The sequence below is a fragment of the Stenotrophomonas sp. 59 genome, assembly GCF_030291095.1.
Taxonomy (GTDB): Bacteria; Pseudomonadota; Gammaproteobacteria; order Xanthomonadales; family Xanthomonadaceae; genus Stenotrophomonas; species Stenotrophomonas maltophilia_Q.
On record NZ_CP127408.1, the window covers coordinates 4,284,221 to 4,307,793 of the forward strand.

The following is a 23,573-nucleotide window of genomic DNA, read 5'->3' on the forward strand; positions in this document are numbered from 1 at the left end:
CCACGGCCATGAGGGCCGTAGTCGGAATGGGCGGGGGGAGGAGCGGTGTTACGAGGGGGTCATGGGGCGACGATGCTGGCGGAGTCGCCCTCCTGGCCGATCAGCACGGCGTTGGCCCAGTTGGCGCAGACCTGGGCGGGTTGGCTGCCCTGCGCACCCAGCGTGCGCAGGCTCAGGGTGGAAAGGCCACGGATGTCCAGCTCCGGCTTGACCACGCCGGGCGCCTTCACCAGGCCGCTGTCGTACAGCAGGCGGTTGTCACCCCAGACCTGGAACTGGAGTCCACCAGCGCTGCGGCACGCGTCGTCGATGCCGAGGTCGGCACGCAGCAGGTGCCAGCCCCCCTGCAGGCGCAGGTCGATGCGGCTGTTGGCACCCACGCCCAGGCCACGGCGGAACTGCAGGCCGTTCATGCGCATGCCGGCATCGCCACGGAACGACTGGTCGGCGCGCACCTGGCTGGCCAGCGCGGCCGGCACCGGCAGCTCGGAGAGATAGCGCTGCCGGGCCGGTCGCTCCGGTTCCTGGTGTTCGAGGATGTGGAAGGTGGACAGCGCGATCGGGCCGACGTCGCGCGGCTGCAGCGCATCGAAGGCACGGGCGCTGCCCTGCGCTGCCGTAACCATCGGATCGGTGCTGCTGGCGCCGTCGCCTTCGGGGTTCTGCACGCTCAGCACGCGGAAGCGCAGCAGGCGGCCGGCGTGGGCCGGGAAGTCGATGCGCTGCACGCCTTCCTTCAGCTGCAGGCGGCCGCGGGCGATCGGCTCACCCCACTCGCCATTGCTGTCACCCAGGTACACCTCGTAGTCGCGCACCTGGCCATGCTTCCAGTTCTTGTCGTTGCGCGGCGCGATGTCGATGCCATCGATCATCTTCCGCTCACCGAACCCGATCACCCACTCATGCGCTCCGGTGCGCACGGCCTGGTTGCGCACGCTGCGGAACCAGGTACCCGGGTCATCATCGAAGGCGTTTTCCAGGGCGTGGCCGGGCTCTTCGGCCGGGCGGTTGACCACCAGCAGGCTGTCGGCGGGCAGTTCGCGGCCGAGCACCGGTGCCGCCGGATACACATCGTCGGCAGCCGCAGCGGCCACCGCGAAGTCCAGCTGCAGCTGCAGCGGCTGGCGGATGTCCTGGCTGGCGGTGCGCACATGCAGGGTGCCGCGACGCTCGGCGGCATCGAAGTACCAGCCTTCAGCCGCAGCGTTGAACGCAGCGGCATCAGCCAGCGCCGGCAGCGCGCGGCCAGCGGCCTGCACCGCACGCGGTGCCTGGCGGCTGAGCACGCGCAGGCCATAGCGGCGCTGCGGCAGCTGGCCGTTGTACTGGCCCTGCACCGCATCGATCTGCACCTGCACCGGGCCACTGCCCTGCGCCGGCGCCTGCACGCGGATCTGCTGCGTGCTCGACTCGCCCTGCTGGTAACGGCGGGTGTTGCCGTCGTCTTCGTACAGCGTGTACTGCGAGTCGCCCTGCGGGTACAGGTCGAAGGTCACTTCATCGAGCGGTTTCTCGCCATCGAACAGCATCGACGGGTACATCGGCAGGATCGCACCGGCACGCACGAATACCGGCAGCGTGGCCAGGTCCACCTGGCGGTCGAGCTGGCGGCCGTCGGCGCCGGCCTGCACGCGGCGGCCATCCCAGTAATCGATCCAGCCGCCGGCCGGCAGGTGGATGTCGCGGCGCCAGCCACGGCTGGCGGCCTGGCTGCGGTACACCGGCGCCACCAGCAGGTCGCGGCCGAGCAGGAACTGGTACTTGTAGGTTTCATCCTGCGCGTGCGGGTCGCGCGGGTTGTCCCACATCAGGCCACGCACCGGCGGCGCGCCGGTCTGCGCGGCATCGTGCACCAGCCCGTACATGTACGGGGTCAGGCGCATCTTCAACTTCAGGTAATCGCGGTTGATGCTGCGGTAGGGTTCGTCGTACCACCACGGATGCTTGCGTGCGTTCGACGACCAGCCACTCATGCCCATCAGTACCGGGGTGAACGCCTTCCACTGCAGGTCGCGGGTGAAGGTCTCGGCGCTGCCGCCGAAGATCGCGTCCACATCGCCGCTGGCGTAGGCCATGCCAGACAGGCCGGAGCCGACCAGGGTCGGCACGTGCCAGCGGATGTAGTCCCAGCTGCTGCTCTGGTCGCCGGTCCAGGCCACCGCATAGCGCTGGATGCCGGCCCAGCCCATCACCGTCCACAGGAACGGGCGCGAATCGGAATTGTCGAGGATGCCGTTGAACGCCTGGCGGTTGGCATCCATCGCGAACTGGTAGCCCTTGCCGGTCCAGGCCACGTCCAGCTTCTGCACGCGGCTGCCGGCCTTGCCCACTTCCCAGGCGATCTTGTCCACGCCGTTCTCAGTCCACAGGCCGGTGCGGAAACCGTAGCCGGCCAGTCCCTTCACCGTTTCCGGCAGCTGCTTGTAACCGCAGCCGTAGCCGTCATTGGGCAGGATCCAGCCACCGGGCATGTCGTGGGCGCGGTACTGCTTGGCCACGCTGTCGATCACATCGGGGGTGGTGCCGGTCGGGCCGTCGCTCCAGCCTTCCGGCACGGTGCCGGGCTTCTTGCTGTTGTCGCCGTCGTTGTAGCAATCGGCATCGCCGTAGGACAACGCCCAGCGCGCGACCATGTTCGGGCGGCCGGTCAGCTGGGTGTAGCGCTCGATCAGCTTCGGCAGATCCGCGCCGACGAAGTAGTAGGCGTCGAAGCGGTCTTCGCGATGCAGCAGCGTGGCCTGGTCGGCCTCGCGCAGATCGTAGCTGCCATCACTCCAGGTATTGCGCAGCATGCCCCAGCCACGGCTGCTCAGCAGCATCGGTGCCGGGCTCGGGCGGTCGCCCTCTTCCCAGCCACCGGAATAGGACACGTCCAGCTCGCGGCCCTTGAACTGGTAGCGGCCGTTCTGCTGGCCACCACCGTAATAGCCTTCATCGGCCTGCGAAGACAGCACCTGCACGCTCTGCGCGGCATCCAGGTCCAGCGGCTGCAGTTCCTGCCACAGGGCGGTGGGCTGGCCGTTGTCCAGGCGTTCCAGGCGCATGCGCAGTGGCTGACGCTGTACATGCAGCACCAGTGCATCGGTACGCACGCGGATTTCCTGCGCGTCTTCTTCCAGCTGCGCCTGCACGTTCGCCTTGGGCTGTGGCAGTACGATCGGCGCAGCCTTGTCGCCGGCACCGGTCAGCTTGCCGTTGCGGCCGGCCTGCACGCGGATGATGTCGGTCGCCGGCAGTTCGATGCGGATGCGCGCGCCCTTGTCGGTCTGCAGGTCCCAGCCGCGCACGCCGTCGCGGCTGTCGCTGGCACTGACCGAACGCAGGTTGCCGACCGGCTCGGCATGGGCCGACGTGGACGCCAGCATCAATGCCGGCAACAGGGCCAGCATCAGCGGCGAGCGACGAACGCAGTTTTCCACGCGGACTCCCAACCCGTTCACCGGGCGTTTCGAAAGCGATTGAGCCGACTCTAGGGCAGCGATTCGAAAGATGTCAACAAATTGAAAGGAAAAAGGAAGATATATTCCTTTGAAACGAAAGTTGTTGCGTCGCAATACTTTGTGTAAGCGCTTGCAGGCCCCTGTTAAGCATTGTGCGATACGGCATTCGGCGGTTTCTTTCGTTTCCCGGCATGCCCGGGGCAGAGCGAAGCCGGCATCACATTTTCTTTCTTTTTACTTTCGCTATTTGACATTTCGAAAGAAAACGCAGATGGTGCGCTGGCCCAACTGGAACCTCCGAATGGACGTCACCCTGCTTTCCGATGTGTCCGCCTGGCAGCGCCTTGGCGGAGCCGATACCGCTACCGAAATCGCCCAGCAGCCTGCGCTGTGGGAAGCCCTTGCACAGGACCTGTCGCGGGCCCGCGACCGCCTGCAGGCCTTCCTCGGCGACAGCCTCAACGATCCCAACCAGCGCGTGCTGTTCACCGGCGCTGGCAGCTCCGGCTTCATCGCCGAAATGGTGGCCGATGCGATCAATGCACAGTGGCCGGCCGAGGTGCGCGTGGTGCACACCACCAGCCTGCTGACCCACCCGGCGCTGTACCTGCAGCGCGACCGCCCCACCCTGCTGGTGTCGTTTGGCCGCAGTGGCTCCAGCCCGGAAAGCGTGGCTGCGGTGGACCGCGTGCGCAGCGATGTGGATGACGCACGCTTCCTCGACATCACCTGCAACGCCGATGGCGAACTCGCCCGCCGCGGCGCCGGCCGCGCAGATACCTGCACCCTGCTGATGCCCTCGGCCAGCTGCGACCGCGCGTTCGCGATGACCAGCAGCCTGACCTGCATGCTGCTGGCTGCGCTGACCGTGTTCGACCGCTCGTCGTGGGATGCCCGCGTGGCACGCCTGAAGCAGGTCGCCGCGCTGGCCCGCGAAGGGCAGGCGCAGTGGGATGCACCGGTGGCAGCGCTTGCGCAGCGCCCGTTCAACCGCGTGATCTACCTCGGCAGTGGCCCGCTGGAAGCACTGGCGCGCGAGTGCGCGCTGAAGGTGCTGGAGCTGACCGCCGGCCGCGTGCTGGCGTTGGCCAATACGCCACTGGGCTTCCGCCATGGCCCGAAGTCGACGCTGGACGGCAACACCCTGGTGGTGGTGCTACGCAGCGTGCAGCCGCTGGCGCGCCGCTACGAACAGGACCTGCTGGAAGAACTGCGCCGCGACGGCGTGGCCGGCCAGGTGCTGGCGATCGGCCCGCACTCGGATATCGGCGCCGATGACGAGTACACCCTTGTGGTGCCGCCGCTTCACACTGCATTCGACGACCCGTGGCTGGCGCCGGTGTGGCTGGGCTTCGCGCAGCTGTTCGCGCTGCAGCGCTCGGCCGCGCTCGGCCTGACCCCGGACAACCCGTTCCCGGACGGCACCGTCAACCGCGTCGTCAAGGGCGTCACCATCCACCATGGCTGAGCTGATCGCCCACGCCTGCTACGGCATCGACATCGGCGGCACCAAGATCGAGCTGGTGGCGTGCGATGCGGCGATGCAGGTCACCTGGCGGCGCCGGGTCAGCACCCCGCAGGGCGACTACGACGGCTTCCTGCAGGCCCTGCTGGGCCTGGTGGCCGACGCGGATGCCGCGCTGGGCCGCAATGATTCCGCCATCGGCATCGCCCTGCCCGGCGTGCGCGATCGCCGCAGCGGCCGCCAGCTGAGCGCGAATGTGCCGGCATTGACCGGCCACAGTGTGGCCGCCGACCTGCAGGCGCGCCTGCAGCGGCCGCTGCACTTCGGCAACGACCTGCAGTGCTTCGCCCTGTCGGAAGCGCATGGCGGGGCCGCCGACGGCTACCCCAGCATGTTCGGCGCCATCCTCGGCACCGGTGCCGGCGGTGGCTTCTGCCTGCAGGGCCGGCTGCTCTCCGGCTTCAACGGCCTGGCCGGCGAATGGGGCCACTGGAGCGTGCCCGGCCACCTGCTGCAGCGCCATGGCCTGCCGCTGATCGACTGCGCCTGCGGCCTGCAGGGCTGCGTGGAGCGCTATGTGTCCGGCAGCGGCCTGGCGATGATCGAACGCCACCTCGGTGGCAGTGCAGTGGATGCCAGCGCGGTGATCGCCCTGGCCGAGGCCGGCGACGCGCGTGCGCGCCAGGCGCTGGACATCCACCGCGACCTGCTCGGCCACAGCATGGCCGCGCTGGTGCTGGCGCTGGACCCGCACGTGATCGTGCTCGGCGGCGGCCTGTCGCAGTACGCACCGCTGTACCAGCAGCTGCCAACCGCCATCTCGGCGCATCTGTTCAACGGCGTGCAGGTACCGCCCATCGTGCCGCCGCGCTTCGGCGATGCCGGTGGCGCACGCGGTGCTGCCCTGCTCGCCTGCCTACCCTCGTTTTCCTGATCGACCGGAGCCTGACCATGTCCCCGTTGCAGACCCTGCTTGCCTCCCATCGCGCCGGTGCCAATGTCGGCCTGTACAGCGTCTGCTGCAGCAACGAACAGGTGCTGCGCGCGGCCATGCACGTAGCGCTGGCGCACGGCACCGTGCTGCTGATCGAGGCCACCTCCAACCAGGTCGACCAGTTCGGCGGCTACACCGGCATGACCCCGCCGCAGTACCGCGACTACGTCGGCACGCTGGCCGATGAGGAAGGCTTCCCGCGCGAGCGGCTGATCCTGGGCGGTGACCACCTTGGTCCGAATGCCTGGCAGAAGCGCCCGGCCGCCGAGGCGATGACCCACGCACGCGTGCTGATCGAAGCCTATGTCGCCGCCGGTTTCCACAAGATCCACCTGGATTGCAGCATGTCCTGCGCCGATGACCCGGTGCCGCTGCCGGACGCCATCGTCGCTGCGCGTTCGGCCGAGCTGGCTGAAATCGCCGAGCGCACCGCTGCAGATCATGGCCTGCCGCCACCGGTCTACGTGATCGGTACCGAAGTGCCGATTCCCGGTGGCGAAGCCTCGCTGGCCGAAGGCCTGCAGGTGACTACGCCAGCGGCCGCCGCGCAGACCCTGGCCATCCACCAGCAGGCCTTCGACACGCCGCAACTGCGCGATGCGTGGCAGCGCGTGATCGCGATGGTCGTGCAGCCGGGCGTGGACTTCGACCACAGCAGCGTGCACGAGTACGACGCGGCCGCTGCCAGCACGCTGGCCGACTTCCTCGAACGGCAGCCGCGCATCGTGTTCGAGGCGCACTCCACCGACTACCAGCGCGAGAGTAGCCTGCACGCGCTGGTGCGCGACCACTTCGCCATCCTCAAGGTCGGCCCGGCGGCGACCTTCGCCTACCGCGAAGCGCTGTTCGCGCTGGCCGCGATCGAGGCCGAACTGTTGCCGGCGGCGCAGTGCTCGCGCCTGCCACAGGTGCTGGATGAAGTGATGGTGGCGCAGCCGAAGTACTGGCAGTCCTACTACCAGGGCGATGAGGCAGCGCTGCGCCTGCTGCGCAGCTATTCCTTCAGCGACCGCTGCCGCTACTACTGGGGCGAGCCGGCGCTGGTGCAGGCGGTGCAGACCCTGTTCGCCAACCTGGAACGGCACGCGCCGCCGCTGGTACTGCTCAGCCAGTACCTGCCCGAGCAGTACCGCGCCGTGCGCGACGGCACACTGGCCAATACGCCTACCGCGCTGGCACAGCATCGCGTCGGCCTGTGCCTGGGCGAGTACGCCCGTGCGTGCAGCGCCAACCAGGCCGGAACCCGCACGCACCACGCAGGCGCGGCTGCCGCCGCTGCTGCGAACGGCTAATCTCTACCTTTCCCCGCGACACCGAGAATGGCCATGCGCAACACCCGCTCCCGCCGGCAACAGATCCTGCAGCTGCTGATCGAGCACGGCTCGGTGCAGGTAGCCGATCTGGTCGAGCGCTTCGGCGTGTCGGCGGTGACCATCCGTGCCGACCTGACCCACTTCGAATCGCAGGGCCTGGCCAACCGTACCCACGGTGGCGCCACGCTGGTGCGCACGCCGCCGCAGGAACAGGACATCCACGAAAAGGACGCACTGAACCTGCCGCTGAAGGAATCGATCGGCGCGTGTGCCGCGCGCCTGGTGCGGCCCGGTGACAACATCATCATCGACTCCGGCTCGACCACGATGACCCTGGCCCGCCACCTGCGCAGCCAGCGCGACGTGACGGTGATGACCAACGGGCTGAACATCGCCTGGGAACTGGCCAACGCGCCCGGCATCAACGTGCTGCTGACCGGTGGCCTGCTGCGCCAGCAATCGCTGTCGTTGCAGGGCAGCCAGGCCGAAGCCAGCCTCAACTCCTACAGCTTCGACACCCTGTTCCTGGGCGTGGACGGCCTGGACCTGCAGTTCGGCCTGACCACCCATGACGAAGCCGAAGCGCGCCTCAACCATCGCATGGTCGAGCGTGCACGCCGCATCGTGGTGCTCACCGACGCCTCCAAGTTCGGGCGCGTCAGCCTGCACCGCATCGCCCTGCTGGATCAGATCCACACCATCATCACCGATGCCGGCATCGACGACGCGTCCCGCGAGGGCCTGCAGCGGCTGGGCATCGAAGTGATCATCGCCGAGCCCGCCGCATGACCGACACCCGCTCCCTGCACGGCCGCATCCTCACCCCGCTGGGCTGGCGGCGTGGCCAGGTCCACTTCGATTCACACGTGCGCCAGCTGCAGGTGGACGACCACAGCGGCGCCGACGATCTGCTGCTGCCGGTGATCCTGCCCGGCTTCATCGACCTGCATGTGCATGGCGCAGCCGGCGTGGACCTGATGCAGGGCGGCGACGTGGCGCGCACCATCGCCCGCACACACCTGCGCTTCGGCACCACCACGCTGCTGGCGACCACCATGACCGCCGGCCTGGACGAGATCGAACACGCGCTGCAGGGCGTGGCCGCAACCATGGCGGCGCCCGATGCCGAGGCCGCCTGCATTGCCGGCGTGCATCTGGAAGGGCCGTTCATCAGCCCGCAGCGGCTGGGCGCGCAACCCAACCGCACCATCGAGGCGACGCTGGCGCTGGTGCAGCAGCTGCACGCGCTGGCACCGATCCGGGTGATGACGCTGGCGCCGGAGATCGGCGAGCACACCGCGCTGATACCCGCACTTTCCGCGATGGGCATCCGCGTACAGCTCGGCCACAGCGCCGGCACCTACGAGGAAGGCGTGGCCGCACTGCAGGCCGGTGCTTCCGGCTTCACCCACCTGTTCAACGGCATGACCGGTGTCGATCATTACCGACCGGGCATCGCCGCGGCCGCACTGGCGCACGCACAGTACGCCGAGATCATTCCCGACCTGCAGCACATCCACCCCGGCGTGATCCGCCTGGCCGCGCGTGCGATCCCGCGCCTGTACGCGGTGACCGACGCCACCGCCGCCACCGGCATGCCCGATGGCGAATACGCGCTGGGCGAGCAGCGCGTGCACAAGTGCGGCGGCTGCGTGCGCCTGGCGACCGGTTCACTGGCAGGAAGTGCACTGACCATGGACCAGGCGCTGCGCAACCTGGTGCAGGTGGGCCTGGAGCTGGCCGATGCCTCGCAACGTGTTTCCACCTTCCCGGCCGACTACCTGGGCCTGGGCGATCGCGGCCGCATCGCGCCCGACGCCCGCGCCGACCTGGTGGTGCTGGATGCCGGATTGCGCCTGCAGCAGGTGGTGATCGGCGGGCGCGTGGTTGATCTGAACTGACACTCGCGATGCGGCCCGGACGCCGCGCAGGCTCCCTGTAGAGCCGAAGGCAATGGCAGGAGCCATTGCCAACGTCGCTTGCGACGGCCCGGAGGGTGCCGATCAGGACGATCGGCATAGCCATGCCCGGCTCAGCGCGCGAAGCGCGGCATGGGGAACCTCGATATCGGAACGGAAAGCAGCCGAGCATGGCTCGGCTCTAAAGAAAGCACTCTGCGACGAACCGCCGCCGGGCGTGGCCCGGCGCTACCACAGGAACTGCCGATGACTGCAAGCACCGCCCCGCGCTGGCCCGTACGCTACCTGCTCTTCATCGGCGGCCTCGGCGGCCTGTTGTACGGCATCGACATCGGCATCATCGCCGGCGCGCTGCCCTATCTGGAAGCGACCGCCAGCCACGCTTGGCAGCTCAGCAGCCAGCAGCTCGGCTTCGTCGTTGCGGCGGTGCTGCTGGGCAGCGTGCTGTCCTCGCTGTTCGCCGGCATGGTCGCCGACCTGATCGGCCGCCGCGGCGCGATGCTGCTGGCCGGCGTACTGTTCACCGCGTCGATTCCGATCATGGCGCTGGCCTCCGGCTACACGCCGCTGCTGCTGGGCCGCCTGCTGCAGGGTGTCAGTGGTGGCCTGATCGGCGTGGTGGTGCCGCTGTACCTGGCCGAGGTACTCAGCCCCGAGCGCCGTGGTCGTGGCGCGGCGATGTTCCAGCTGCTGCTGACCATCGGCCTGGTACTGGCTGCGCTGATCGGCCTTTACCACGCGCACGCGGTGGATGCCGCCGCCGAAGCGGTGCGTTCATTGCCGATGGCGCAGCAGGCGCAGGAACTGTTCACGGTGAAGGACCATGCGTGGCGCACCATCTTCTGGAGCTGCCTGGCGCCGGGCCTGCTGTTCTGCGCGGGCATCTTCTGGCTATCCGAGTCACCGCGCTGGCTGGTGCGCCGTGGCCGCGTGGACGATGCCCGCCGCAGCCTCCAGCGCGTACTGCCGGCGGCGCAGGTGGAAACCACGTTGGCGCAGATCCAGGCGCCGGAATCGAGCAGCAGCGACGGCAAGCGCGATCCGCTGCTCAGCCGCCGCTATGTGGTGCCGTTCCTGCTTGCGTGCGTTGTTCTGGCCTGCACCCAGGCCACCGGCATCAACTCGGTGCTGGCCTACGCGGTGAACATCCTCAACCAGGCCGGCCTGTCCGGTTCGGTTGCCAACGGTGCTGACGTGGCGATCAAGCTGCTCAACGCGGTGATGACCGTGGTCGCGCTGCTGCTGGTCGACCGCAAGGGCCGCAAGTTCCTGCTGATGCTGGGCAGTGGCGGCATCTGCGTGGCCCTTCTGGCCGCGGCCACGCTGTTCTTCCAGGCCGAACGTGGTCGCGCTGATGTGCAGCCGCAGTTGCAGGCAGCGGTCAACGGCGATGGCCTGCAGCTGGTGCTGGATGACGCGCAGTGGCAGCGCCTGGGTGGCAGCATCGACAGCGAAGGCCGGCCGATGCAGCTGACCGTGTCCTACGCCTACGGTGACTTCACCAATGTGCGCGCCCTGCGCAGCGACAACCTGACCGATCGCGAGCTGCGCATCGAGCGCGCAGGCACCGTGCAGGCCGACAGCGTGATTGGTGCGTTCTTCCGCAAGCTCCATCTGAACCCGTTCGCCGACCCGACCAGTGCCGCGCAGGCACCCCTGCGAATCGAACAGGCGCGTATCGGCCCGGTGCCGCCGCCTGCACATGGCTGGGCGGTGGCGGCCTGCATCCTGGTGTTCGTCGCGTTCTTCGCGGTCGGCCCCGGCGTGTGCGTGTGGCTGGCGCTGTCGGAGCTGATGCCGAACCGCATCCGCTCCAACGGCATGAGCATCGCACTGCTGATCAACCAGTTCGTGTCCACCACCATCGCCGCCATCTTCCTGCCCACGGTGGGCCACTACGGCTACGCCAGCATGTTCGTGTTCTGGGCGGCGTGCACCTTCGTGTTCTTCCTGGTGGCCGCGTTCTGGCTGCCGGAGACCAAGGGCAAGTCACTGGAGGAGATCGAGGCACGGTTCGCGGGAAAGCGGGGCTGACAGCGCCTGCACCTGGCGTCGGCCATACCCCATGACATGCCAACGGGATATGGCCTGCCGATGGGTACGGTACGCAGACCGGGTAGAGCAGACGGGGTAGAGTCGACTGTCAGTCGACTGCCCTTCGCTGCAACACCAGGAACGCCGCGCTACGCGCGTGAGTCGACCAACAGTCGACTCCACCGCCTCCCATCACTTCCCGGTGATGTGCCTGGCCAACCCCTGCGCCTACGCCTCGGGTCGCTGGGCTGTGGCACGCCGATGGGTACGGTACGCAGACCGGGTAGAGTCGACTGTTAGTCGACTGCCCTTCGCTCCAACACCAGGAACGCCGCGCTCCGCGCGTGAGTCGACCAACAGTCGACTCCACCGCCTCCCATCATTTCCCGGTGATGTGCCTGGCCAACGCCTGCGCCTCGGGTGGCTGGGCTGTGGCACGCAGATGGGTACGGTACGCAGACCCGGTAGAGTCGACTGTTAGTCGACTGCCCTTCGCTGCAACACCAGCAACGCCGCACTACGCGCGTGAGTCGACTAACAGTCGACTCTACCGCTGCCATCACTTCCCGGTGATATGCCTGGCCAACGCCTGCGCCTCGGCAATGCTCGGCAGCCCGCTCAGCATCATCGATTCACCGAACGGGCCTTTCACCGTTGCCACCATCAGCACGCGGCCATCCACACTGATCGCCGCTCGCTGGCCCACCAGTGCTGCCGTGCCATCGTGGATGCGCTGGTGCGCTTCGGGTCGATAGCGGATCTGCAGGCCAGGTTGCTTGGCCTCATCCAGCACGTAGCGCACGTCGGCGATATCTGCGCTGCCGGCAATCGGCGGCTCGCGCAGGGCTAGGATTTCGCCTTGCCATTGCGCCGGCTTGCCTTTGCCGGAGGCGTCCACCGCGCTCAGGCGCACATCCACGCCAGGGCGCGGCACGTGATCCTTCTCTGCCAAGCCACCGGGCGTGGCGCCCGGCATGCAGCCGGCCAGGGTCAAGGCCACGCCCAGCAACAGCGGAAGCGCGGTTCTCACTTCAGCTTCCGCAGCTTGAATGCCACCAGCACCTGCAGCAGGCCGTACAGCAGGCTGCCGATGCCGATCCACAGCGTGGTTACCGCCACGCCGGCATATGGATTCGCCGCAAACAGCAGGCCCAGCACCACCGCCAGCACGCCGCTGAGGATCAGCAACCATTCGCCCTGGATCTGCTTGCGCACGCGGATCGCGAACACGATGCGATAGATGCCGGCCACGAGCAGCCACGCGGCCAGGAACAACACCAGCACGCTGGCGGTGGCCAGCGGGTTGATCACCGCCAGGATACCGAAGCCCAGCGAGGCAAGGGCGTACAGCGCCAGCCAGCCGCGCGACGCGCCGCTACCGCCACTGATCAATGCGAACAGGCTGATGACGCCCTCGACGATGGCCATCACGCCCAGCGTCCAGGCCAGTGCCATGGCCGCCGACAACGGCCAGCCGATGGCAATGATGCCGAAGCCGAGAGCGACCAGGCCATACAGCAGCAGGATCCACCAGCTACGGCCAACCGCCGACAACAGGGGAGAGAGGGGGGAATTCATGGCCACTCCTTCGATCCGGAACCGGGTTCATCGTAGCCCGTTGTGATGAAGAGGGGGATCACGGTGGCTCTGGATGGGTTCGTCTTGGATCGACGCCCCAATGAACGCCCAGGCCGATCCAGTTGTTCAACTTCAGAGCCAGCCGTTACAAAGATATTCTACGAATCACACATCATATCCTGCGGATCTCATATGCATGATGATTGCCTCATCAAATGCCTCATCAGATATTCCCCTTAAAGATTTTGCGGTCTTCCACTTCCATATTACGGGAAGAACCCGACTATCTAGAAGATCAAATTTTTCCAAGAAGATTTCAGCCAACTCATACTTATCCAGAGCCTCGGATTTCTCAAGAATTCCGTTCAACACCGAGCTCGGGGACCTTCCTGTCAATATCTCATCCAACGACGACCTATTTTCCGAAAGTGACATAAATAATTCCGCCGACTTCTTCAATTTTCTCAACCTTATTGTAACCATATTTACGCGATAGCTGACCAGTCCAAGTATTCAGAGCCGCATCCTCCTTCGACATACCATCCGAAATGTTCTTCAGATATTTTTCAGTATTGACACTATCCGTGCCCGACTCCCATGCCCCACGAATTTGCTTAACCTTGACCCCTTCATCACCGAGACGCTGCATAGCGCTGGCAAACATATCAGTGCCCGATGCTTCATAAAGAGGATGCCCCTGCGCTGCTCGGATCTCAAACCCCAGAACTCCCGCTTTATCCACATTGACAACCAACCCTGCCACGCCCTCTGGGTTGCCGTACCGAAGAGTGGTCCCCATACTTGAGACACTTACAATGAAATCCTTTGCGACATTTACCTTTGGAATTGGCAGTTCAAGCTGCCCCAGTTCTTTTGCCCCTTTCCCTGTTGCCTTGCGCGCAACGTTTTCAACAATCAACTCCGCAGTCTTCGCAGCTGCACCCGCGCCAACCACCAAGCTGGCACCACCCGTTGCCTCGCTTGCGACTGCATCAACCACGCCGGTCAGGATTGCATCGCAGGAAGCTGGCTTGCTCAGGCAGCCACGCGCAGCGGCCAACGCAACCGGCGACAGTCCAGCTGCCGTAATGACGGCCGTCCCTCCAATGAGCACTTTGCCGTGGGTCTTGCGATCAATTTGATCCTGGATGGCAGCGGCCATTGCCTGCTCTTGCGAGGGCACGTCCAGGCCGTTCTTGCGATAGAAGTCCGCCCTCAGATTCCATGAGCCGACGTACTGTGTTGCGTCCGCCTTCTCACCCGGCGTTGCATAGAACAGTGGGCTGTAACCACTACCCGGCCGGTTCGGATCAGGCTCAAGAAGTCTGCCCGCGCTGACTTGCCTCAGATAGTCGCTCGCAGCCTGATCCCATTGCCCCTCAACGCCGAACTGCACCTGTCGATAGGCCTGTTCCGACAAGGACTTCTCGGCTGCATCGATCTGCTCGCGGCTTGGATTGCGGCAACCACACAGGCGCTGTGCGAATCCAGACGCGGAGCCCTGAATCAGATCGATCTCACTGATGTGCAGCTGCCGATTGAACCGATCCCCGGTCACCGCAATGTTGGCGCCCGTGCTTCCACCCAGAGCACCACCCACCATCGCGCTGCCGATTTCCATCAGCGACTGGTAGGCCTCACCGCTCAGGCTGCCCTTGTTGTTCTCCAGGTAATCCGAGATCGCCTTCTTGGCCTTCTCCGCACCGGCAGCACTCACAGCACCCTTCAACGCATCCGCACCACCCAGCGCGGCCATCGCCGCACCGGCCATGCCGTGCAACAGCGCGCGTCCGTTGCCGCCGTCGGCCCAGAACGCCTTGCCTTCCTCGGTCTCCGCCTTCTGGCTCAGGTAGCTGCCCAGGTCACCCGCACCCTTGAACAGCAGCTGCCCACCCAGCTGCATCACCTCGGCGCGCTCCTGCATCTTGCGCAGGTCAACGGCCGACAGCGCACTGTCGGTATCAAACCCGGTCGCGGTCCGATCAAGACCGGCCAGGGCACTTTCATTGCCATCGCGCACCACCACCGTGCCGGCGGCGATATCCGAGTGGGTGGTGCTGCTGTCGTTCTTCTTCGTACCGCCCAGCAGGCTCAGCCCTGCGCCGGCCGCGCTCCCCAGCGGGTTACTGATGCCACCACCGCTGCTCATCCCGGTGCCGATGCCACCGCCACTGGTCTTGGCGCGGGATTCGTTCTCGATGTCGACAACGGTCAGGCTGCCGGTATCCAGGCGGTTCTTGGAGGCATCGGCGGTGCTGCCGATCACGCCGCCTTCCAGGTGCGTGTTGCCACCCACGGTGATGTTGAAGCCGCCGCTGCCGGCAACGATGCCGCTCTGTTCCTGCACGCTGCGCAGGTGGCTCTCGACCTTCTGCTGGCCGATGTTGACGGTGCCGCCGCTGCCATACACGAAGGTGCCGCCAGCCTGGGTCTGCTTGCTGGCGTAATCGTCGGTGTCCTGCTCGCTGATGATGGACAGGTTGCCGCCGATGCTGGCCACCACCTTGTCGCCGCTCAGCTGGGCACCCTGCAGCGTGGTGTCCTTGCCACTGATGACGGTCAGGTTGCGGTCGGCGTCCACCACGGTTTCAACATGCGTGGTGCCGTTGCCGCTGCCCTTGCCCTTGGCGGTGCTGGCCGACACGTACCAACCGGTCTGCGCGCCGATGCTGAAGCCGATCTCACCGCTGCCGCTCTTGTTCTTCGACGACTGCGTGTGGTCTTCCGCTTCGCTGCGCAGGGTGATGTTGTCCCGCGCGGCCAGCGCCACGTTGTCACCCTTCACCTGGCTGCCGATGATGCTCAGGTCACCGGCGGTGGCGACGATGCTGACGTCGCCCTGGCTGCGGATGGTGCTGCCCACCGCCGACTGGTCGTGGCTGGTCTGGCTGGCACTGGAACTGGAGGCGCCGATGCCGATGCGCAGGCTCACGCCGTCGGTGGCGCCGGAAGCCCCCTGCTGCATGGCGCCGCCGACGCCAGCGGCGGCATTGGCCGCCTGCACCGCGTACAGCGCCTTCAGGCGATCATCCTGCGCATTGCCGGCGGCCTTGGCCGCACCGTAGGCGGCCAGGGCGGCGTCCACCACACCGCCGGTCAGGCCGACGTTGATGCCGGCACTCTTCTGCTTGGTGCTCTGGTGTACGTCGGTGGTGCCCTGCGCTGCGTCGATCACCACCTGCCCGCCCACCAGCTGCGTACTGGTCTTCGACAGCACGTCCGAACCGGTGATGTGCAGGGTATTGCCGGCACTCAGGTTGACCCGGCCGTCGGTTGAACCGATCAGGCTGCCCTGCGGCGCGCTCTGCTCGATCTCCAGGCCCTTTTCCAGCTTGCTCTGGCCGATGGTCAGGTTGAAGCCACCACCGCCGAACACGCCCGAGCGCTTGACGGTCTTGTCATGCTCTTCGCTGTGCGTGGACGTGGCCGTGCCAATGGTCAGGTCACGGGTGGCGGCCACCACCACATCACCGGTGGCAGCCACCTGCGCCGCCTGCGCGACGACGTCACGACCGGCGCCGATGGTGACGGTCTCGCCGCTGAGCGTGGTGCCCACCACCAGGCTGTCGTGGGTCGCGTCGTAAGTGGTGGTGGTCTTGCTCGACAGCAGGCCCTTCTTCCTGCGCGTGGTCTCCTGCTCCCAGCTGTGGTCTTCCTGCGCCGCCAGCAGGTTCACGTCGCGCGTGGCCGCGATGCTGATGCCACCGTCGGTGCTGCCGACCTGCGTGGCAGTGAGGTTGGCATCACGTCCAGCCACCAGCGCGATGTCGCCGCTGGCCTGCAGCGAAGTGCCGTGCACGGTTTCGTCCATGCTCTGCGTGGTCTGCGAGAACCGCTTGCCACGGCTCTGCTGCTGGCTGGTGTTGGTGGTGGTTTCGGCCTGCAGGTTGAGATCGCGCCCAGCCACCACGGCCAGGCCGTCGCCGGCCTTCAGCTGCGCGGCCTGCAGGTTCACGTCCTGCCCGGCCTGCATGCCCAGCGAGCCACCGGCCTCGATGCCGCTGGCGTTGAGGGTTTCGCGCGCGTAGCGGTTGCTGCCCCAGCCGCCCTGTTCGGTTGTGGTCAGTGCGTTGAGGTTGATGTCGTTGCCGGCCGTGGCATGGACGTTGCCGCCGGCCTTGGCAGTCACTGCCGTCAGGTTCAGATCGCGGCCGGCATCCAGCGACAGGCTGCCGCCGGCATCCAGCGTGGTGCGGCGCAGGGTGCCATCACCCTGCATCTGCGTGGTGAGGCTGAGGTCGCGGCCGGCCTCCAGCGCCGCGTTGCCGCGGGCGCTGGTCTGCGAACCGACCAGTGCCAGGTCACGCCCGGCTTCCAGCGCCAGGCTGCCGCCACTACGGATGCTGGCCACGTCGATGCCGCTGACACTCTTCAGGTCGCGGCCGGCCACCAGGGCCACGTTGCCGCCCTGGATCAGGCCGCTGTTGTTGAGGATGTCCTCCACGGCGGTGATGCGGGCATTGCCGCCCGCGGAAATGCCACCGCGATCGTTGAGCAGGCTGCCGGTATCGATGGTCAATCGATCATCGGCGCGGATCATGCCCTGGTTGGACACATTGCCGGCGCGGATCTCCACCGACTCGCCGGCGATGGCGGCGCCCCCCAGCTGCAGGCGGTTGGCGGTGGCCTGGGACAGGTACACCACCGGTACCAGCACCTTCTGGCCGTCCACTTCCTGGGCGACCATCCACACGATGTCTTCGTTGAGCGCGGCCACCTGTTCGGCCGACAGCGCCACGCCCACGCTCAGCTGCTGGCGCGCGGCTTCGCTCACGCCGGCATCCATCATGGCGCGGTACTGGCCCATGCCATCGCCCTGGTCGGCATCCAGGTAGCGACGCCCGGTCAGGCCGGTGATCTGTTCCATCACCAGGCGCTGCTCGTAGAAGTCGTCACCCATCCGACGCAACTGCTTGTCGGGGTCCAGGTTCAGGCGCTGGAACATGTAGTCCGAGCCGATCCACTGCCCGAAATTGGCGAAGCGCGGATCGGTTTCCACCAGCCAGCGCTGGTTGCCCGGATTGACCGTGTACAGGCCGCCACTGGGCAGCGACAGGCCCGGCAGCGGATTCTGCGGGCTGCCCACCACCTGCGGCGGTGGCACCGTGGTGACACGGCCAGGGCCAGGGGAGCCGGTATCACCGGCCGTGCCCGCACCCTGCGCCTGCGCGCTGGCAGGCCCGGTGGCAACGCCCTGCTGTGCACCCGGTGCGCCAGCGTTGCCACCGACCGCGCCGGCGCCCTGCTGCTGGCCCAGTTCGGGTGCGTAGGCGTTGTTGCCCTGCCAACCGGCAACGTCCAACGGCGTGCCACCGCCGTGCGCGGTGACCACGGCGTTGTTGACCTCGCGCGCTTCGATCTGCACCTTGCGGCCGGCGGTGATGCTGGCATTGCCACCGGCCAGCGTGACCTGCTTGGTGACCGTGCTGGTGCCCAGCGCGCGGCTGCCGCCATAGATCTCGAAGTCGCAGCGGCTGGGGCAAGGGCGGTAGGTGTAGTCGATGGTCGACGTACGCTGGACCACCTTGTAGCCGGCCAGCGCCTCGTTGTTGACCACGCCGGCCCAGTCGTTGGGGTCTTCGCTGTTGGACGAGCCGCGGCCGTTGATCGAGAGGTTGCGACCAGCGGCGATGGCCGAGTTCCGGTTGTCGACCGAGCCGCCGGACATCTGCATGTCGCGACCGGAAATCAGCTGCGACGCCGCGCTGGCGGCGATGACGGTGGTGCCTTCCAGCACCAGGTCCTTGTGCTCGGTCCAGACTTCCAGCACGGCACAGTCGCCCGGGCACAGCTTGCCCGGCGGTGCCGGGCCGTCGATGCCATCGACCCTGAACGTCCCGCTGTCCGGGTCGGCAGCGCCTTCGTTGCCGCTGTAGACCTTGTGCTGGGTGACCAGCACACGGCGCTCGTTGGCCACGCCCAGCGCAGCCAGGATCAGGTCGTTCTCGGCCTGGATGCGCCCGGAGCGGTTGCGGATCTGCTGGGCATTGCCACCGTTCCAGCCCTGCAGGCGGATATCGCCCAGGCTGAAGAGCTCGCCGTCGAGGTTGTCGATGTAGTTGGCATACAGGTTGATGCGGCCGGTAGCCGCCATCAGCCCTTCGTTGTAGTCGCGTGCGACCAGCGTGTCGCCCAGGTCGCGGCCGTTGGTGATGCGCGAGGCGCGCAGTTCCAGCGCGTTGCCCATCAGGGTGCCGGTGTTGGTGATGCTGGCAGCCGACACCTCCACCGTATCGCCGTCAACGCGACCGGCATTGCTGAAGTCACCTGCCGTGGTCAGCACAACGCGGCCGCTACCATTGCCTGCCGTGGCATTGAGCAATGCACCCGCGGTGTTCTCGATCCGGGCCGCCGAAACTTCAAGGGTGCCCTTGCTCTCCAGGCGCCCCTGGTTGACCAGTGCGCCGGCAACGTCCAGCTTCAGCAGTCCGTTGCTCTCCAGGCGCTGGCCGTTGCCATGCACGTAGTCACCGGCCAGCGTCAGGCGCAGCTCGCTGCCGCCGAACAGGCGGCCGATGCCGCTGAAGGCCTGCACGCGTGCGCCGAGTGCTTCATAGGCGCTGATTTCGCCGCCACCATTGGCCAGGCTGCCCAGCGTCAGCTGGCTCTGGCGACTGAGCAGCCGGCCGTTGCTGTTGTCCAGCGCGGCAAGATCCAGGCGCAGCAGGTTGCCTGCGCTGAGCTGGCCACCAACGTTGAATACCTGTGCGCCTGCGCGCTCCAGGTACAGGGTATTGGCGGCGTGGACCATGCTGCCGGCGTTGTCCAGCGAAGCGGTCTGCAGGCGCAGGTCGGTTCCAGCCACCAGCTTGGCCTGGCCGCCTTCGGCGCGGTTGTCCACGCTGCCTGCGGTCAGCGCCAGCGCACCACCGGTACTGCCCAGGGTGCCGCCACGGTTGTCCAGCGCACCGGCCGATTCCAGCGTCAGCGGCCCGGTGCCGTTGGCCACGATGCGGCCGCCACGGTTGCCCACCGACGCCGCACGGATGTTCACCGCACCCTGTGCCTCGATGTTGCCCTGGCTGTTGTCCAGCGCCTGGCCGATCTGCAGGTCCAGCGAAGTGCCGCCGTGGACCAGGCCCCGCTGGTTGGCCAGCGCACCGGCCACGTCGAGCGCGAGTTCCTGGCGGGCGTACAGGTTGCCATCCACGTTGCGCAGGTCGCCCGTGCGGCTGGTCACGCGGGCGTTGCCCTCGGCCCCCAGCAGGCCATTGCTGTTGTCCAGCTGGGAGGTCAGCACCTGCAGCTGGCCGGCGCCACGCTGCACGATGGTGCCAGTACGGTTGTCCAATGCCCCCGAGGCGTCCACGATGAGGGTGCCGCCGGCATCAAGGCGGCCACCGGCGTTGACGATCTCCGTACCGTTCACGCGCGCACCGGTGCCCGCGGTCAACGTACCGCCGCTGTTGTCGAGGCGACCGGCAACGGCCACCTCCGCCTCGCCGTTGCCGACGATCAGGCCGGCATTGCTGTTGTCCAGCGTGCCGGTCTCGATTTTCAGCACACCCGTGCCCGCATGCTCGATGCGACCGCCCTGGTTCAGCAGCTGCGCCGCCCGCAGATGGACATTGCCGGCGTTGGCGGCGATGCGCCCGCCTGCATTGCGCAGCGCGCCTGACAGGCTCAGCTCGAACGGATCGGTGCCGGTCTGCAGCAGTTCGCCGCCACTGTTGTCCAGCGCGGCCGCCAACAGGCCGATGCGCGTGCCCTGCAGGCTGCCCGCATTGCGCAGCAGGTCGGTGGCACGCAGGTCGAGCAGACCGATCGCGGTCAGGCTGCCACCGGCATTGCGCCACTCGCCGGAGCGCGCCTGGGCCAGCAGAGTGCCACCCGACCAGACCTGGCCACCTTCCAGCAGCAGGCTGTCGCCCAGCAGGTGAACCTGCTGGCCGGCGTTGATCTGGCCGGCATTGCGCAGCTGCTGGCGCGCATCAAGGGTGACGCTGCCGGTGCTGCCGATCTTGCCGTCAGCCAGCAGGCCCGCCACGATCACGCCGCCGTTGTCGATCTGCCCGGCCCGTACATCGATGTCACCCGAGGCAAGCACGCGCCCGCGATTGCTGGCCTGGGCGGCCTGCAGCGTGACGGTGCGCGCCTGCACGTCGGCCGCCGTGCGCAGTGCCTGCGCGGCCTGCAGCGACAGCGCGCCGCTGGCGAACAGCGCCGCCTGGTTGTCCAGGTCGCCACCGCTGTGCACCTGCAGATCGGCGGCGCTGTCGATTGTTCCCTTCAGCGTCACGTCGCTATCGGCGGACAGCGCGACGCCCTTCTGCGCAAAGACCTTGCCCGACTGTTCCAGGCTGCCGCCCGCGTGGGCGGTGAGCGTGCCGGCGGCCAGCGCACGCCCGCCCAGCACCAGTGCCTGGTCACTGCCGAGCTGCACGTTGCCACGCTCGCTGCCCAGTTCACCCTGGCTGCGCAGGGTCCGGCCCCGCACCTGCAACGCCTGGCCGGCCACCAGGCTGCCCTGGTTGTCCAGCGAATCGCGCGCGGTGACATCGACATCACCGGCGCCGTAGAGGTCGCCCCGGTTGTCGATCACATCGGCGGTAGCCGTCAGCGCGCCCTTGGCGAACACGTTGCCTGCGTTGTCCAGCGTCACCGCATCCAGCTGCAGCGACTGCGCACTGGACAGGTTGCCGCCGGCACGGTTGCGCAATGCATCCGCGCGCGCGTCCAGCGCGCCGTCGCTGGCGATCACGCCGGCATTGTCCAATGTGGTGGTGCGCAGCTGTGAGCGGTCGCGACCGTAGATCACACCACTGTTGCTCAGCTCAGTGGCGCGCAGGTCCATTGCCTGCTGGCCATGCAGGCGACCGTCGTTGATGACCTTCTGCACGTCCACGGCCAGCACGCGTGCCAGCGCCGTGCCGGCCGCCTGCTGGCGCAGCGCGCCACCCTGCAGGGTCAGCGTGCCGCCGGCCTCAAGCCGGTTGCGGTTGTCGAGCGTGGCAGCGGACAGACGGGCATCGGCTGCACTGCCGATGATGCCGGCGTTGTCCAGCACATCCGCGTCGACCTGCAGGCCCTTGCCACCCTGGATGCTGCCGGTGGCGTCATTGTCGATGCGGGCGTTGGCCTTCAGTGCCAGCAGATCCACCGCCTGCAGCGTGCCGCTGTTGCGCAGACGGTCGACCGCCAGCGCCGCCTGGCGGGCCTCAAGGGTGCCTTGGTTGTCCACGCCGCCGGCAGACAGTTCCAGCGCCTGCTCGGAGAGGATGCGCCCGGCGTTGTCCAGCTGCTGGCGCGCCTGGACCTTCAGCAGCGCACCCGCAGACAGCTCGGCACCCTTCAGCTGGGTAATGCGGTCGGCCGCTGCACGCAGGTTGGCACCGGCACCGATGACGCCCTCGTTGTCGATGCTGGCCGCGTCGAGTTCGACGTCGGCGTCGCTGTACAGCTGGCCGGCGTTGTGCAGCTGCGCGGCCTGCATCCGTACGCCCTGGTTGCCCAGCAGCAGGCCAGCGTTGTCCACCTGGCGCGCCTGCACATCGAGCACGGCCTGCGCGCCCAGGCGCGCGCCCTTGTCCTGCGCCAGCGTGTCGGCACGCACGGCAAGCCCGGCGCCTGCGGTCACCTGTGCACGGTTCTGCACCTGTGCGGCAGCCAGCGCGATGCTGCCCGCGCTCTTCACCGTGTCAGCCAGCGTCAGCGTGCCACCGGCGTCCAGCTGCATCTGCGCGGCCTGCGTGCTGCCGGCCAGGTCGAGATTCTGGAGGACGCGTACCGCCATCGCACCGCCCGCCGACGTGGAACCGGCAAGCGACGCCTGCCGGGCACGGATCTGAAGATCCCCCTGCGCGTACTGCGTGCCGTCGGCCTTCAGGTCGCCCTCGGCCTCGATCTGCAGGCGGCCTGCGGCGGCGGTGCGCCCTGCCAGGCGGACGTCGCCGGCCTGGGTCAGAATGAAGTCCCCCGCATCGGCCACCATCTGGCCGGTACTGCGCACGCCCACGCCGGCCTCGGTGCCGACCAGGCGGATCTTGCCTGCGTACATGCCACCGAGAGCAGCAACGTCCAGGCCGAACTGCGGGCGTTCGCCTTCTCCGCTGATCGCCTGCGTCGCCAGCGTCTGGGCATCGATCTGGTTGGCGCCGGTCACCACGTTCAGCTGGCGTGCCCACAGGCCGGCGTTGAGCTGCACCGCGCGGGCCAGCAGGTCGACACCTTCCAGGTTGCCGGCATCCAGGCCATTGCCTTCCAGGCGGATCGTTCCGCGGGACACCCGGAACGCCGACAGGCTGCCATCGTTGCCGAACACCGGGGTGCCGGTGGTCAGCGTGCCACGGGTGGTATTGATGAAGCCGCAGCCATCGCAGGTGATGCCATTGGGGTTGGCGACGATCACCGCCGCCGAGCGCCCCGCGACCTCGATGTGGCCCTGCAGGCGCGAGGCGTTGGTGGATGTCACCTCGTTGAGGATCAATCGTGCCGACTGGCCCGGCTGCAGGTTGCCGTTGCCCTGGATGTAGCCACCCAGCTGCGTCTGCACGGTGCTCGCGCTGTTGTTGAGGATCTGCCCCTCGCTCCCGACGTTGTAGTCCTGGAAGCGGTTGTGCGATACGCCGCCCGCGTTGGGCCGGTTGATCTGGATGACCGGCACGCCGTTCGCCGCCTGGTCGGCCCGTGCCTGCTCGCCGGCCTGCACCTGCACCTGGGCAAATGAGCTGCCCGGGGCGAGGAACGCCAATGCCAGGGTGGCGCTCGCCATCGCGATGCGCAGGCGCGTGGCCCAACCAGCGCCCGAAGCGGACAGGGACAGACTGCGGAATACGTTCTTCATGCCAGGTGCTTCCATCAACCCAGGGGGAACTGCACACACAACAACCC

At 67.4% G+C, this 23,573-nt stretch carries 11 protein-coding genes; 6 read left to right on the plus strand and 5 right to left on the minus strand.

The features are described from left to right. Positions 1-59: 59 nt before the first annotated feature. Positions 60-3,419 carry a TIM-barrel domain-containing protein gene (locus QP552_RS19680; RefSeq protein WP_286074446.1) on the minus strand — a complete coding sequence of 1,120 codons (3,360 nt, stop codon included), beginning with the start codon at positions 3,417-3,419 and terminating at the stop codon, positions 60-62. Positions 3,420-3,741: 322 nt separating this feature from the next. Between QP552_RS19680 and QP552_RS19685 the strand changes: the two genes are divergently transcribed. The 6 genes from QP552_RS19685 to QP552_RS19710 all read left to right on the plus strand — a co-directional run bounded on the left by QP552_RS19685 (position 3,742) and on the right by QP552_RS19710 (position 11,165). After that, positions 3,742-4,908: an SIS domain-containing protein gene (locus tag QP552_RS19685; protein WP_286074447.1), complete on the plus strand. Its 1,167-nt coding sequence runs from the start codon at positions 3,742-3,744 to the stop codon at positions 4,906-4,908. Next, the gene (locus QP552_RS19690; protein WP_286074448.1) at positions 4,901-5,839 is read left to right on the plus strand and encodes an ROK family protein; all 939 of its coding nucleotides are present in this window, start codon (positions 4,901-4,903) and stop codon (positions 5,837-5,839) included. Before QP552_RS19685 ends, QP552_RS19690 begins: the two co-directional genes overlap by 8 nt. A gap of 17 nt (positions 5,840-5,856) precedes the next feature. After that, positions 5,857-7,191, plus strand: a complete 1,335-nt coding sequence (locus tag QP552_RS19695) for a D-tagatose-bisphosphate aldolase, class II, non-catalytic subunit (RefSeq protein WP_286074449.1) — start codon at positions 5,857-5,859, stop codon at positions 7,189-7,191. A 33-nt stretch (positions 7,192-7,224) separates the two neighbouring features. Continuing rightward, positions 7,225-8,001 carry a DeoR family transcriptional regulator gene (locus QP552_RS19700; RefSeq protein WP_106550030.1) on the plus strand — a complete coding sequence of 259 codons (777 nt, stop codon included), beginning with the start codon at positions 7,225-7,227 and terminating at the stop codon, positions 7,999-8,001. Next, positions 7,998-9,113, plus strand: a complete 1,116-nt coding sequence (locus QP552_RS19705; protein ID WP_286074450.1) for an amidohydrolase family protein — start codon at positions 7,998-8,000, stop codon at positions 9,111-9,113. Before QP552_RS19700 ends, QP552_RS19705 begins: the two co-directional genes overlap by 4 nt. 264 nt (positions 9,114-9,377) lie before the next feature. Next, positions 9,378-11,165 carry an MFS transporter gene (locus QP552_RS19710; RefSeq protein ID WP_286074451.1) on the plus strand — a complete coding sequence of 596 codons (1,788 nt, stop codon included), beginning with the start codon at positions 9,378-9,380 and terminating at the stop codon, positions 11,163-11,165. Positions 11,166-11,724: 559 nt separating this feature from the next. Here the strand turns inward: QP552_RS19710 and QP552_RS19715 are convergent. The 4 genes from QP552_RS19715 to QP552_RS19730 all read right to left on the minus strand — a co-directional run bounded on the left by QP552_RS19715 (position 11,725) and on the right by QP552_RS19730 (position 23,526). Further along, entirely contained in the window at positions 11,725-12,195 is a 471-nt protein-coding gene (locus QP552_RS19715) for a hypothetical protein (protein ID WP_286074452.1), read from the minus strand. Then, positions 12,192-12,743 (minus strand): HdeD family acid-resistance protein, encoded by a 552-nt coding sequence (locus QP552_RS19720; RefSeq protein ID WP_286074453.1) that lies wholly within the window; start codon positions 12,741-12,743, stop codon positions 12,192-12,194. Before QP552_RS19720 ends, QP552_RS19715 begins: the two co-directional genes overlap by 4 nt. 165 nt (positions 12,744-12,908) lie before the next feature. Then, positions 12,909-13,112, minus strand: a complete 204-nt coding sequence (locus QP552_RS19725) for a hypothetical protein (RefSeq protein ID WP_286074454.1) — start codon at positions 13,110-13,112, stop codon at positions 12,909-12,911. Between the two features lie 46 nt (positions 13,113-13,158). Then, entirely contained in the window at positions 13,159-23,526 is a 10,368-nt protein-coding gene (locus QP552_RS19730; RefSeq protein ID WP_286074455.1) for a hemagglutinin repeat-containing protein, read from the minus strand. Positions 23,527-23,573 lie beyond the last annotated feature (47 nt).

What these genes read in the sequence shown, in the direction of transcription:
- QP552_RS19685 (WP_286074447.1), top strand. Translation starts at nt 3,742, where the DNA reads ATGGACGTCACCCTGCTTTCCGATGTGTCCGCCTGGCAGCGCCTTGGC.
- QP552_RS19690 (WP_286074448.1), top strand. Translation starts at nt 4,901, where the DNA reads ATGGCTGAGCTGATCGCCCACGCCTGCTACGGCATCGACATCGGCGGC.
- QP552_RS19695 (WP_286074449.1), top strand. Translation starts at nt 5,857, where the DNA reads ATGTCCCCGTTGCAGACCCTGCTTGCCTCCCATCGCGCCGGTGCCAAT.
- QP552_RS19700 (WP_106550030.1), top strand. Translation starts at nt 7,225, where the DNA reads ATGCGCAACACCCGCTCCCGCCGGCAACAGATCCTGCAGCTGCTGATC.
- QP552_RS19705 (WP_286074450.1), top strand. Translation starts at nt 7,998, where the DNA reads ATGACCGACACCCGCTCCCTGCACGGCCGCATCCTCACCCCGCTGGGC.
- QP552_RS19710 (WP_286074451.1), top strand. Translation starts at nt 9,378, where the DNA reads ATGACTGCAAGCACCGCCCCGCGCTGGCCCGTACGCTACCTGCTCTTC.
- QP552_RS19720 (WP_286074453.1), bottom strand. Translation starts at nt 12,743, where the DNA reads ATGAATTCCCCCCTCTCTCCCCTGTTGTCGGCGGTTGGCCGTAGCTGG.
- QP552_RS19730 (WP_286074455.1), bottom strand. Translation starts at nt 23,526, where the DNA reads ATGAAGAACGTATTCCGCAGTCTGTCCCTGTCCGCTTCGGGCGCTGGT.